The 12,443-nt window shown below is 71.5% G+C and carries 12 protein-coding genes; all 12 read right to left on the bottom strand.

The genetic code is table 11. The features are described from left to right. Positions 1-51: 51 nt before the first annotated feature. Entirely contained in the window at positions 52-948 is an 897-nt protein-coding gene (locus ACFV8H_RS10260; protein WP_380398192.1) for a sortase, read from the bottom strand. Next, positions 945-2,720 (bottom strand): substrate-binding domain-containing protein, encoded by a 1,776-nt coding sequence (locus ACFV8H_RS10265; RefSeq protein ID WP_380398194.1) that lies wholly within the window; start codon positions 2,718-2,720, stop codon positions 945-947. The genes ACFV8H_RS10260 and ACFV8H_RS10265 overlap by 4 nt, the downstream gene beginning before the upstream one ends. A gap of 65 nt (positions 2,721-2,785) precedes the next feature. After that, entirely contained in the window at positions 2,786-4,075 is a 1,290-nt protein-coding gene (gene pstA, locus ACFV8H_RS10270; protein WP_380398196.1) for a phosphate ABC transporter permease PstA, read from the bottom strand. Positions 4,076-4,202: 127 nt separating this feature from the next. Continuing rightward, entirely contained in the window at positions 4,203-5,246 is a 1,044-nt protein-coding gene (pstC, locus tag ACFV8H_RS10275) for a phosphate ABC transporter permease subunit PstC (protein WP_375895301.1), read from the bottom strand. 376 nt (positions 5,247-5,622) lie between these two features. Next, positions 5,623-8,205, bottom strand: coding sequence for a hypothetical protein (locus ACFV8H_RS10280; protein ID WP_380398198.1), 2,583 nt, complete (start codon positions 8,203-8,205; stop codon positions 5,623-5,625). Between the two features lie 248 nt (positions 8,206-8,453). Next, the gene (locus ACFV8H_RS10285; RefSeq protein WP_380398200.1) at positions 8,454-9,053 is read right to left on the bottom strand and encodes a hypothetical protein; all 600 of its coding nucleotides are present in this window, start codon (positions 9,051-9,053) and stop codon (positions 8,454-8,456) included. 46 nt (positions 9,054-9,099) lie between these two features. After that, positions 9,100-9,498, bottom strand: coding sequence for a hypothetical protein (locus ACFV8H_RS10290; protein WP_380398202.1), 399 nt, complete (start codon positions 9,496-9,498; stop codon positions 9,100-9,102). A 109-nt stretch (positions 9,499-9,607) separates the two neighbouring features. Continuing rightward, complete coding sequence (locus ACFV8H_RS10295) at positions 9,608-10,033, bottom strand: hypothetical protein (protein WP_380398204.1); 426 nt, start codon at positions 10,031-10,033, stop codon at positions 9,608-9,610. A 104-nt stretch (positions 10,034-10,137) separates the two neighbouring features. After that, on the bottom strand, positions 10,138-10,986 hold the full coding sequence (locus tag ACFV8H_RS10300; protein WP_380398206.1) for a helix-turn-helix domain-containing protein: 849 nt from the start codon (positions 10,984-10,986) through the stop codon (positions 10,138-10,140). Positions 10,987-11,020: 34 nt separating this feature from the next. After that, positions 11,021-11,539, bottom strand: a complete 519-nt coding sequence (locus ACFV8H_RS10305; protein ID WP_380398208.1) for a DUF6879 family protein — start codon at positions 11,537-11,539, stop codon at positions 11,021-11,023. Beyond that, positions 11,511-11,753, bottom strand: coding sequence for a hypothetical protein (locus tag ACFV8H_RS10310; protein WP_380398210.1), 243 nt, complete (start codon positions 11,751-11,753; stop codon positions 11,511-11,513). The genes ACFV8H_RS10305 and ACFV8H_RS10310 overlap by 29 nt, the downstream gene beginning before the upstream one ends. Positions 11,754-11,857: 104 nt before the next feature. Further along, complete coding sequence (locus ACFV8H_RS10315) at positions 11,858-12,376, bottom strand: DUF6879 family protein (RefSeq protein ID WP_380398212.1); 519 nt, start codon at positions 12,374-12,376, stop codon at positions 11,858-11,860. Positions 12,377-12,443 lie beyond the last annotated feature (67 nt).

Genomic DNA, 12,443 nt, shown 5'->3' on the forward strand with positions numbered 1-12,443 from the left:
TGGTGCGTGGTGTCGGCGGTGTCGGTCATCGGTACGTCCTCCGGGCGCGCTTCAGTAGAGGTTGGGCAGCAGGGCGGCGGCGTTCTCGTAGACCGCCCAGAGCAGGGCGCCGACCACCGGCGCGGCGCTCAGGTAGGCGGGCGAGCGGCGCCAGTACCGGGCCAGCAGCAGCGCCCCGGCCACCGCGCAGAGCAGGGCGAGCGACCAGAGCTGGAGCGTGGCCAGCGCGCCCTTGTCGGCGGCCAGCGCCTTGTCGTAGGGGACGGTGGCGGGGCGGCCGCCGGGGTTCTGCTGCGGGTCGCCCTCCAGTCGGGCGCCGACCAGCACGGTGGAGCCGGGGATCCAGTCGGAGTCACCGGTGACCAGGACCAGCCGGTTGCGGGCCGGGTCGGTGATCGGGTGGTCGCCGTCGCCGTACACGTTGACCACGTAGGTGAACGTGCCCTGCCCGGTGGTGGTCTCGATCCGGTCGCCGACCCGCAGCCCGGACAGCCGGGCGAACGGCGCGCCGAAGGTCGCACCGCGGCCGAACAGCACCGCCACCCCGCTCTGGCCGGGCAGTGCGGTGTCCCGGCGGTGGCCGGGGCCGCGCATGAGGTCCCGGCCGGTGGTGCCCTCGACCACCACGGCCTGGTGCAGGCCGATCGCCGGGATGTCCACCAGCGCCACCGGGTCGCCGTCGGCGGCCGCGCCGGTCGGGGCGACGGCCCGGGCCAGCTGGTCCCGGAAGGTCTTGTACGCCGTCGACTGGTAGTGCCGCTCCTGGACGTGCGAGAGCGTGAACAGGAAGCCCACGAAGCCCAGCACCAGCGCGGCCGCCAGGCTGGCCGCCCAGGCGCCCTGGAGGAAGCGGCGCCGGGCGGGGGTGACGGCGGCGGGCCGGGCCGGGGGCGCCTCGGCCGCGGGCGCCGGCCGGACCGGCGGCTTCTCCAGGACCGGTGCCGTCACGAGGCACCGCCCGAGCCCTTGCGCCGGCGCAGCAGCCGGCGGCCGAGCAGCGGCGGGACGAGGACGACGGCGAGCAGCTCGACGGCGGTCAGCGTGGAGAGCGTCCAGTCCTCGGGCCTGCCGCTCACCTCGACCACGTTGGCCGCGACCTCGGTGGCGCCGCCCCGGCCGCGCGCGACCACCTGGCCGGTCTGCGGGTCGACCACGTCGCCGGAGCCGTCGCCGGAGCCGTCGCCCGCGGCGGGGTCGCCGGCCGCGGCGGCGTTCGGGTCACCGCCGCCGGCCGCGGCGCCGCCGGTGCCGGCCGCGTCGGCGCTGCCGCCGGAGCCGCCGTTCCCGCCGTTGCCGTGGCCGGTGCCGCCCGTTCCGCCGGAGCCGGCGGCCGCGCCGCCGGTGCCACCGGAACCGCCGGAGCCGCCCGAACCGGTCTTGACCGCCTGGCCGTTCTGAACGGTGCAGTCCAGCGGGGAGCCCTGCTTGTCGCAGGGGCTCGGCTGCGGGGCGTTCTTGAGGACGGTCAGCTCACCGGCCGAGTTGAAGGTCGGGTTGGCGCAGTTGGCCAGGGTGTCCGGGTTGACCGGGCTGGCGTTGCCGGGGATCGACTTGGTCTGCAGCAGCCCGCCCTTGACCAGGCCGCGCGGGATCGGCGAGTAGCCGAGGCCGTCGGCCTCGCCCTGGCCCTCGCAGAGCACGTAGGCGAGGAAGCGGCTGAGCGCGGCACCCTTGTCGTTGTTGAACCGGCCCGGCGGGGGCAGCGCGGCGCCGGCCCGCGGCACGATCACGTAGCTGTAGCTGGAGATCGGGTACGAGCGCGGGTCGTCCATGGTGTAGACGCCGTCGAGGTTCTGCTGGAGGTAGTTCGGGTCGGACGCCGGGGTGTCGTCGTCCACACCGCGGATCTTGGCGGCGGTGAGCGCGATGGCCACGTTGGAGGCGGTCGGCAGCGAGTAGTAGCCGGCCTGGTTGAGCACCTTCACGACCGGCCAGTTGCTGCGCTTGGCGAAGGCGTACTCGTCGTAGCCGATGGTGCCCAGGCCGGCCGCGGCCTTGATGTAGCCGGCGACGACGTCGGAGCCGTTCTGGGCGACCATCCGGCCGGACGGCGGGAAGAACTCGGTGTAGTCACCGCAGGTGGTGCCGTTGACCGAGGAGCAGTAGGCGTCCCACTGGTCCTTGTGGGTGTGCTCCATCCAGCGGGTGAACTGCGCGGTGGCGCCGGAGCCGTCCGAGCGGACCACCGGGGTGATCGGCAGGTTGGGCAGCTGCTTGCCGTAGTCGGCGGTGATCTTCTGGTCGTTCCAGTTGGTGATCTTGTTGGTGAAGATGTCCACGACGGTCTGCGGGGACAGCCGCAGGTCGCGGACCTGCTTGCCGCCGACCACCAGGTTGTACATGAAGGTCGTGCCGCCCGCGGTGATCGGCACGTAGGAGAAGCCGTAGACCGGGTTCTCCCTGGTGCCCTGACCGCTGGTGCGGGCACCGGAGTTGAGGCCGGTGTCCTCGGCGCTGCGGAACGGCACGTCCGAGGCGGTGAAGTCGTCCTGCCCGTTGCTCCAGGCGGTCCGGCCGGCCGCCGAGCCCACCGGGTTGAAGCTGATCTGGATGCCCTGCGGCCCGACGTCCTGGCGCCACTGGTCGATGGCCGGGCCGGCCCAGCTGGAGCCGTCGGCGCTGAGCGCGACCGAGGCGGCGAAGGCCGGAGCGGCCTGCCCGAACAGCAGGGTGCCCGCGGCGAGCAGCAACGCGGACAGGCACGCCAGGACACGGGCCACGGAGCGCCTTGCGGCCTCCCATGACATGAGAACTCCTCTGGTACGGAGGGTGGTTGGACGTTTCATCAGCTGTTCCCGGGCAGTGCGACGGGCGGATGGGCGACGGGCGCGTGGGCAACAGGCGGATGGGCGACGGGCGCGTGGGCACCGGCTCGGGCGGCCCGGGCGGCGCTCTCGGCCCGCCGCGCCTCCCGGTCGATCCGGCGCCGCTGACCGCGCGTCAGCTCGCCCGGGCGGCGGCCGCCGAGCACCCGCGCGGTGACGAAGAGGACCAGCACCAGCGCCATCAGGGTCAGCCCCGCCGCGAAGGCGCGGGCGACCATCTCGGGGTAGGGCTGCTTGACGTAGTTCCAGACGTACAGGGGCAGCGACACCTGGTGCTCGTGGAACGGGTCGGCGTTGAACTGCGGGGTGAAGCCCGAGGTCAGCAGCACCGGCGAGGTCTCCCCGATGCCGCGCGCCACCCCGAGCACGACCGCCGTGACGAGGCCGGGCCGGGCGGTCGGCAGGACGACGTTCCACACCGTCCGCCACTGGCTGCCGCCCAGCGCGTACGAGGCCTCGCGCAGGGTGCCGGGCACCAGGCGGATGACCACCTCGGAGGCCCGGGTGACGATCGGCATCATCATCACCGTGAGGGCGAGCGAGGCCGCGAAGCCGCTCTTGTCGAAGCCGAGCGTCAGGATCACGATGCCGAGCACGAACAGCCCGGCGACGATCGACGGCAGTGCCGTCATCGCCTCCACCAGGGTCCGCACCGGCTTGGCCATCCGGCCGCCGACCTCGGACATGAAGATCGCCGCGGCGATGCCCAGCGGCACGGCGAACAGGGTGGCCAGGCCGACCTGTTCGAGCGAGCCGACGATCGCGTTCAGCGCGCCGCCGGAGGTGATCGGGGAGAGCGCGGCGGTGCGCTCCATCGACTCGGTGAAGAAGTTGAGGTGCTGGGCGGCCTCGTAGCCGCGCACCGCCAGGTAGCCGACCTGGTCGACGATGAGCGCCAGCACCAGCAGGCCGGCGCTCCACGCCACGACGGAGACCAGGCGCTCGCGCACCAGCAGCGGGCCCCACTGGAGCCGGCCGAGCGTGAAGTAGGCGGCCAGGAACAGCAGGTACCAGCAGACCAGGAAGCCGAAGGCGCCGCTGAACGGCAGCACCCGCTCGTACAGCGTCCAGTTCAGGGCCAGCGAGCCGATCGACGAGCCGGCCACGGTGAACACGTCCTCGCGGGTGACGCCGCCGAGCTTCACCCGCTTCTCCGGGCGCGGCTCCGCCGGGCCGGCCGGGGGCGCGGCGGGCCCCTGGGCGGCGGGCCCCGGGACGGCGGCGGCCGGAGGCAGGTCGAGCGTGGTCATCGGGTCGTTCCCTTCGACAGGGTCTCGGCCGGGGGCCCGGCGGGGGTGGCCGGCGGGAGTGCGGCCGGCGGGGCCGCCGGGGGTGCGGCGGGGGTCTCAGCGGGACCGGTCATGTCCGTGCGCCGCCTCAGTCGGCGGTCGAGGCCCCGGAGCGGGACCGGTTGATCACGAAGCCGGCCGCCACGTTGACCAGCAGGGTCAGCGCGAACAGCACCAGGCCGGCCGCCATCAGCGCGGAGAGCGAGAGCGCGTCCGACTCGCCGAAGCGCAGCGCGATGAGCGCCGAGATCGAGTTGGCGCCGTTCTCCAGGATGTGGCTGATGGCCTTGAAGTTCGGGGAGATGATCAGCGCGACCGCGATCGTCTCGCCCATCGCCCGGCCGAAGCCCAGCATGACCGCGCCGATCACACCGCCGCGGCCGAACGGCAGCACCACCGTGCGCACCATCCCCCACCGGGTCGAGCCGAGCGCGTAGGCGCCCTCCCGCTCGCCCTGCGGGGCCTGGGAGAAGACCTCCCGGCTGAGCGAGGTGACGATCGGGATGATCATCAGCGAGACGACGACGCCCGCGATGAACGTGGAGGAGGTGTAGGAGGTCCCGATGTCGCCGGTGCGCACCTTGAGGAAGGGGATCGTGTCCCCGAGGTGGTTGGAGAGCCAGCGGCTGAAACCGATGATCCTCGGCTGGAGGAAGAACAACCCCCACAGGCCGTAGATGATGCTCGGGATCGCCGCCATCAGGTCGACCAGCGAGACCAGCGAGGCGCGCAGCCGGACCGGCGCGTACTCGGAGATGAAGACCGCCGTGGAGAGCGCCACCGGGACGGCGATGACCAGCGCGATCACGGCGATCAGCAGACCGTTCGGCAGGACGGCGGCGATGCCGAAGGTGTGCGCGGCGGTCTGCCACTTCTGCTCGGTCAGGAAGGACCAGCCCACGGCGCGCAGCGCGTCCGAGCCGCGCAGCAGCAGGAAGAACGCGATCAGGCCCATGATCGCGAACACCGAGAGCCCGGCCACCCGCAGCACCCCGCGGAACACCCGGTCGCCGGGGGTCGCGGGGGAGGTGATGGCGCGCGGGACGTCGGTGTCGGCTCCGCGGTCGGCTCCGCGGTCGGGTCTGCCCGGGGCCCCGGCGGACGAGGCCGCAGGCTCGGCGGCGGCTGTCATGCTCTGCTCTCCGTGCTCGGGTGCGGATGGCCGGGCGGCGCCCGGACCGGACGGTGGCGCGACGTGGCGCTGGTCGCGCTCGGCGGCGCGAAATCGTTGTGGGAACGGCCGGTTGGCACGGGGCCGCGGTTCCGGTGCGTACCCATTCGGCCATCCGGAGGTGTCCGCCCTGGGTCGCACGCGTGTACGGGGCCCCAACGAGCCAGTTCGGTGCTGGAGTTGGCCGCCACCGATGGCCGGATCCTTTCCGGCCACCGGTGCGGCGACGATCAACTCGGCTTTCTTTCAAGCGGGTTGGGCCAGGTGCCGGACGGCTCGGCGGGCCGGGACGGCGGCCTCGCCGAGCCGTCAGCCGTCAGCCGTCAGCCGTCAGCCGTCAGGGGCGACGGCGCAACCGCGACCAGCCGTTGCGCAGCCCCGCCAGCGTCCGCTCCCCGGCCGGCGTCCCGCCCAGGACCAGCGCCGCCGGCCCGCCGACCAGCAGCACCAGGCCGCCGATCAGCGCGATCGGGAGCAGCAGGCGGGCGGCGCCGGAGCGGTCCGCGGCCGGTGTCCCGGCCGCGACGGGCGCGGCGCTCAGGGACTTGCCGGGCGTGCTCGGCGCGGCGCCCGGGGTCTTGCCCCCGGCGGTGGCCGCTGCGGCCGCGGCGGCGCCCCCGGTGGTCGCGGCGCCCTCCCCGAGGCCGCCGGTCGAGGCCCCGCCGAGGCCGCCACCGCTCGTGCCGTTGTCGGTCCCGGCGCTGACCGGCGTGGTGCCGCCCGCCGAGCCCGAGCCCTCCGCCGGGGTCCCCCCACTGGTCCCCCCGTCGCCGGGGGTGACGGCCGGCGGGTTCGGCGGCGCGGCCTGGTTGCCGGGCAGCTTGGCGTCCTGGGCCTCCACGTGGGTGGCGGCGTCGGCCGCCTGGGCCCGCTGCGCGCTGGTGAGCGCCAGGAAGCCCGGCGCCAGGTGGCCCGGCTCGTTGCCGTAGACCTGGCCGCTGCTCGTGGTGGTCCGCAGGAACGTGGTGATCGCGGCGGCCTTGTCGGCCGGGACGCCCTGGGTGGGCACCATCGCGTACTGCACGGTGGTCAGCGGGTAGGCCCGCTGGTCGCGCGAGTACGCCGTGTCGGCGGTCCCGTACGGCAGCGACTGCACGCCCGTCGAGGCGTCGACGGTCATGTCGGCGACGGAGGCCTGGAAGCCGGTGGTCCCCGGGGAGACGAAGGCGCCGGCCGGGTTGAGCAGCTGGGCCTCGGGGAGGGAGTAGGCCTTGGCCTGGCCGGTGTCCATGATCGAGAAGAGCGTCCGGGTGCCCGGCTCCATCGGCACGCACGCGTCGTGTCCACCCGACCCGTTGAGGCTGGCCTGGATGCAACTGGGCTTGTTCTGCAGGGTCTTGCGGACCACGTCACCGAGCCCCGAGGTGACCGGGTTCCACTCGAACTCGCGCCAGTGCTTCTCCTCGTTCGTGGGTTCGGGCTTGTCGATCCCGGAGGAGTCCTGCCGGATGAAGGTGTCGACCGGGTACCCGGAGAACGCCGGCCGCAGGTAGTAGGTGTCGACGTGCATCCCCCACGGGTCGGGCTCGCCGTCCAGGAACCGTGCGGCGTCCGGGTCGGCGGCGATCCACGAGGTCAGCTGGTAGACGAGGTCCGTTGTCCCGCCCACGACGGTCGGGGCGAACTCGTTGACGTTGCAGAACTTCGGCCACTTGAGTCCGGAGGAGTCGGGCAGCGGGTTCAGCGCCAGGAACTCCGGGTCCGCGAAGATGCACGTCGGATTGCCCTTCACCGAGTCGACGAGACCCTTCGGCGAGTAGGACTGGGTGAGCAGCTTCGCCACCAGTCGGGCGTTGAGCTTCATGTCCCTGATCTGCCGCCCGGTGGTCTGGTCGTCGACCAGGAACACCACCGAGACGCCCGAGGTCGCCAGCGGCGCGTAGACGTACGGCCGGGCCGGGGTCGCCGTGTCCGGACGCGCCGTCAGGGCCACGTCCGTCGTCCCGGCGAGGAAACGGCTGCGGGCCTGCGGCTCACCGCTGGCGGAGAGGTACTGGAACGAGAGCGGCGAGTTCCCGATGCACAGGCCGGCCCGCCACTTCTGCACCGCCCGGTTGGCCATCTCCAGCCCCTCGGACACGAACGCGGGCGCCTGCGAGTCACAGGCGGCGGGCGTCGGCGCGAACGAGAGCGGGATCACCTTGGCGTTCTGCCAGGCGCACTGCTCGCCGCTCGACATGCCGTTCATGGCGACGCGGTTGAACACCGCGTCGGCCGCGGTGGTCCGGGACCGCTGCTTGTCGATGGTGTGGTTCGTGCAGTCGACCGCGCGGGCCGCGTTGCTTGCCCCGAGGCTGTCCCCGCCGTAGTTGGCCTCCACCACCAGGGAGCACGCGTGGGTGGCGTCGCAGCCCAGGGTCGGGCTCTGGTCCGAGGTGTACAGCTGGACGTCCGCGGCTCCGGAGCCGTCCGGGCCGGTCGGTGCGATCACCATGTTGCTCGGGAAGTCGGGTGCCGTCACCTTGGGGGCCACCTGCTGGAAGCCGGCCGTCGCATCCCCTCCGTACAGCGAGCTGTCGTAGCAGTCGGTGATGCTCGGCTTCTCACCGCGGCACTCGTAGATGCGGACGGCGTAATAGGTGGTGGCGTCCGAGCGGTGCGCGGTCGGCCTCGGGTTCCCGACGCCGTCCACGGTCGGGGTGAAGCCGCTCCAGGAGACCTGGACCACCTGGTTGGTGAGGTCCTTCGTCTGCGAGACGGTGATGCTCCCGGGCTTGCCGGGCGTTGCGGGGTTCTTCGGGTCGAACAGGTTCGGCCCCGGGACGGTCTTGGTGGAGGACTCCGCCACCGCCTGCGGCCCGATGCCCAGGCCGATCGGCACCACCCCGAGGGCCACCACCACCGACCACACCAGCGCAGCCGCCGGAAGGCGGCGGCGCCACCACCCCGGATCCCTCCGGTCGGGCAGTCGGACTCTCATGGCGGGCACCTCCGTGCGAATCCGCGCCGCCCAAGACACGGCGCAAAGGGAATCGGGCATGCCGACGGCCGGGCACCCCCAGTACCCACCATTCGGCCAGCCGGACGTGTCCGGATCCGGTCGACAGGATGTACGAGAACACAACGCGGCGCCCCTGGAACGGAGTTGGCCACTCCCCTTGCACGCGAACGGGCCCGCGCCTGAGCGCGGGCCCGCCGATCACCCGATGTCCGTACGGAGCGCCGGGATCAGCTGCCGGGGGTGTAGGACAGCGCGAGCGAGCCCACCGACTGGCCGCCCGTGAAGTACGTGGTGTTCAGCGCGGTGTCGAGGTACTGCGCCGCGGCGGCGTCCACCTGGAGGCTGGAGGCCGACAGGGTCTGGGTCGTGCCCGTGACGCCCCGCTGGGTGAAGCCACGCGGGTCCAGCAGCGGAACCGGCGCGGTGCCACCGACCGGGACACCCGAGATGTTCCAGGCCCGGACGCCGAAGTCGAGCTGCTTGAAGGCCACGTTCTTGCCGTTGTTGAGGTTCACGAACAGCAGTCCGCCGCCGAACTGCACGTGACCGTTGAACGCCGGGATGTTCGCGACACCACCGGTGACCGGGAGGGTCGTGGTGAGGACGTTGTTGGTGTCGTCCGCCGTGGCCGACGGCAGCGGGATGACGATGATGCCGTTGAGCGCGGTGTTGGCCAGGAACTGCTGATCGACGGTGATCACCGCACTGCCGGTGGGCGCGGTGGTCGTGGCGACGGTGCCGTCGGCCACGGCCACGCCGGCGAAGCCGGTGACCCCGAGGACCACGGCTGCTCCGGTGGCTGCGATGCGGGCGCCGATTCTTGCCATGTTGAACTCCCTGGGAGAGGTGGAGTGGTGCTGTTGTGACAGGTGGTCAGGAGTGGCGAGCGCTGCCGCAGGCTGAGGACTGCGGGTCCCGCGAGGAACGGGCGAAGTCCACGGTGGCGCTGGTGTCGGCGTTCAACGCCCGGATGCCGTCGTCCGAACCCACCGGACGCTGGATCGGCGTACCTCCGGTCTTCGGGACGAACGGCGAGGGACCGGCCGCGTCGTAGCTGTACAGACGCGGTGTGGTCGTGTCCGAACTCGGCAGGGTCGCGTTGTAGTCGGCCGAGAACTGGTTCAGCACCACCTGCGAGGTGGCGTCCCCCACTCCGACCAGGTCACGTGCGGCCGGCAGCGTCGGCCCTCCCGGGTCCGCCACGGCCGAGGCGGCGGAGACCGACGTCGCCAGCACGGCGGCGGCGAGCAGCAGCTTCGAGGTCCTGCGCACGGTTCTCCGGCTCCTTCCGTCGGTGGTGCGATGGCCGGCGGGCCCCGGGCCCCCCCCCCGGGCCGCCCGGGGGGGGGGGGGGGGGCCGCTCCACCGATCCGCATCGGGATCACGAAGCAGTCGCCTCCGGGGCTGCGTCGTCGTCACCGGGCGCAGGGGAACAGTCCCACTCAGCCCAGACCTGCCCGGTCTCGCGGTAGCTGGCCAGGGCCTCTACGTCGACCGTGCCCGTGGCGTCGGTGAACCAGATCTGCGGCAGGGGCCCGTACGCCTCCTCGTAGGCGGTGGTCCAGGAGATGAAGCCCTGGCCCTTGACCGGGGAGTGCCCCAGAACGCGACCGGCGTGGTGGGCGGCGAAGGCCGCGTGCCCCGCCGGGTCCTCCAGTAGCTGGTGCCACACTGCGTCGATCGCGGTGGAGAACATCTGAGGAGCAGCCCGCCCGGCGCCGAGGAGCCGGCCGGCGATGGCGAAGAACTTGCCCAACTCCGCGAGTTCGGTGGTGGGGTGCGTGGGGGACTGGAGGGCACGGGACATGGAGGTCTCCTTGCGGTCGTCGGTGCTCCGAGAGGCGGAACACCAATGACGCTAAGGACCGATGACAGACTGACACAAAGCAGTTGCGAGGAGTTGCGACCCGATCAGCCGATGGACTCAAGGGTGGAGGCGATGAGCGTGCGGGCTTTGGCGCCGTACACGGCCATCTGGGACAGCTCGTTGAACACTTGGTCGTACATCGCGACCTCGTGTGGCTGGGTGAGGCGCAGATGGCCCGAGACGAGTTCGACCGAGGTCTGGAGGTCGTCGAACATGTAGAAGTCTTCGGCCGGTGAACGGAGTCGGCCCTGCCGGAAGGGGAGTACGCCGATGCTCACGCGGGCCAGGCCGCTCACGGCGATGAGGTGTCGGAGTTGAGCCCGCATGGTCTCCGCATCACAGACGCTGCTGTGGAGCACCGACTCCTCGAGGAGCAGGGCGAAGGTCTGACTGCCGGAGAACAGCATCCGCTGGCGTTTCATGCGGGCTTCCACCGCCTCGGCGACATCGTCGATCGACACCCGGGATCGTTGGACGGCTCGTAGGACTGCAGTGGTGTACTCGCGGGTCTGGACCATGCCCGGGACAACCCGGCTCGCGTAGACGCGGAAGGCGCGGGTGCGCTGGTAGAGGTCGTGGACGGACTCCTGTGCCTGACGCAGCCCGGAGCGCTCCATCCGACGCCAGTCCACATACATGGTGTCCACCGCGCGGGCGGACATGATGAGAGCCTCTGCTTCGTCCTCGGCGCCGCACGCCGCGCACCAGGAACGGATGTCGCTCTCGGAAGGAGCGGCCAGCCCGGCCTGGAGTCGCGAGGTCTTGGACTTGTGCCAGCCGCAGCGTTCGGAAAGTTCGGCGCCAGTGAGACCGGCGTTCTTGCGGATCTCCTGGAGCCGGGCGGCGAAGACCTTCCGAGCCGCGACGACGCTGGACGACGGTGAGTAGGACATTCGGCGGCGAGATCCGGGGGAGCCCCTGTGGAGGTCAGACGGTGTACTTCTCGTGCGGGACGGCCCGGGTCCACACCGCCTCGAAGGCGTCCGAGCAAAGCTTCACTGCCGCCTCGTCCTCGGTGATCTCGCCCCCCAACGAGTCGCCGTCGCCGGAGAAGTGCCCCCATCGGACGATCCGGTCGTCGAACAGCCAGAAGTCATTGCCCGGGAGCGCGATGGTCGAGGCCTTGCGCCTCGGTAGCCAGCGCACCTGCTCACCAGCGCGGAGGTTCGGGAATGTGACGTCGTACTCGTACCTGATGTACTCGCTCACCGGCTCGGAGACGATGCGTGCCCGGCGGATCTCCACACCACGGGCGACGGTGTCGGCGATCACGTCCAACCACGGCCTCCACCAGGAGGCCCGGTCGTCCGGGTCCAGGCGGTGGCTGGCCCGCCACGCGTGGAGGGCCGGATCGTCCTGCATGTAGCCGTCGCGCATCTCCAGATGGACTGCTGAGCGCTGGGTGTTCCTCAGCAGCTCATCGATCTTCGGAACGCTCTGCGACATCACATGCCTCCCTCAACGCCCGCACCATTCGGGCGGGGACGCGCACGACTGCCTCGTGGTCGGGGATGCTACCCGTTGTCAGGCACTCGATTTCGGTGTCCTCGTCGATCTTCCAGCCCTGGATGACAAGGTCGGAGGTCGCCTCGTCGACCCACACGGTCGGGGAGTCACCGTCCGGGCTGTTGGGGTCCTTGGCGATGAATCGCAGCGACATATTGCCCTCCCGCGGTTACGAGTTGCGAGTTGCTGCACACGCTCGGTGTCGGTGTCCATGGTGGCGCGGGAGGGACGGTGATGTCAGGCGTTCGGGCAGGTTCCTCAGGTCAGCCGGAACTCCTGGTGGGGGACGGCACGTGCCCAGACGGCCTCGAAAGCCGAGGCGCAGAGGCTCACGGCTTGCGGGGCGAGGGTGACTTCGTCGTCGACGAAGTCGCCCTCGCCACTGAAATGGTGGACCAAGAGGTGCTGCCCGTCGATGAGCCAGAAGTCGTTGCCGGGGAGTGCCAGGTCGGTCGCCTGTCGATGGGGAAGCCATCTGACCTGCTCGCCGGAAGCGATGTTGCGGAACGTGATCTCATGCTCGAACCGGATGTACTCGCTTGCCGGTTCGGAGATGATGCGGGCGCGTCGTACGTCGATGCCGCGAGTGGTGGTCTCCTCGATCAGCTGCAACCAAGGGCTCCACCAGGACGCCTGGTCGGCCGGATCGTCCCGTTGCCCGCTGAGCCAGCGGAGGAACAAGGGGTCGTCGCGCATGTATCCGTCGCGCATCTCCAGGTGGAGCGCCGAGCGGGTGCAGTTCCGCAGCAGGTCCTCAAGCGTGGGGGCTGACGCCACCGCTCACCTCCGGGAAGAACTGCGTTATGTGCTTGGGTAATTCGATCACGGCTTCATGCTCGGGGAC

Source organism: Kitasatospora sp. NPDC059827 (genome assembly GCF_042731675.1).
GTDB lineage: Bacteria > Actinomycetota > Actinomycetes > Streptomycetales > Streptomycetaceae > Kitasatospora.

Coding starts and splice junctions, on each gene's coding strand:
- ACFV8H_RS10300 (WP_380398206.1), bottom strand. CDS start 10,986: ATGTCCTACTCACCGTCGTCCAGCGTCGTCGCGGCTCGGAAGGTCTTC.
- ACFV8H_RS10285 (WP_380398200.1), bottom strand. CDS start 9,053: ATGGCAAGAATCGGCGCCCGCATCGCAGCCACCGGAGCAGCCGTGGTC.
- pstA (WP_380398196.1), bottom strand. CDS start 4,075: ATGACCACGCTCGACCTGCCTCCGGCCGCCGCCGTCCCGGGGCCCGCC.
- ACFV8H_RS10305 (WP_380398208.1), bottom strand. CDS start 11,539: ATGTCGCAGAGCGTTCCGAAGATCGATGAGCTGCTGAGGAACACCCAG.
- ACFV8H_RS10310 (WP_380398210.1), bottom strand. CDS start 11,753: ATGTCGCTGCGATTCATCGCCAAGGACCCCAACAGCCCGGACGGTGAC.
- pstC (WP_375895301.1), bottom strand. CDS start 5,246: ATGACAGCCGCCGCCGAGCCTGCGGCCTCGTCCGCCGGGGCCCCGGGC.
- ACFV8H_RS10295 (WP_380398204.1), bottom strand. CDS start 10,033: ATGTCCCGTGCCCTCCAGTCCCCCACGCACCCCACCACCGAACTCGCG.
- ACFV8H_RS10280 (WP_380398198.1), bottom strand. CDS start 8,205: ATGAGAGTCCGACTGCCCGACCGGAGGGATCCGGGGTGGTGGCGCCGC.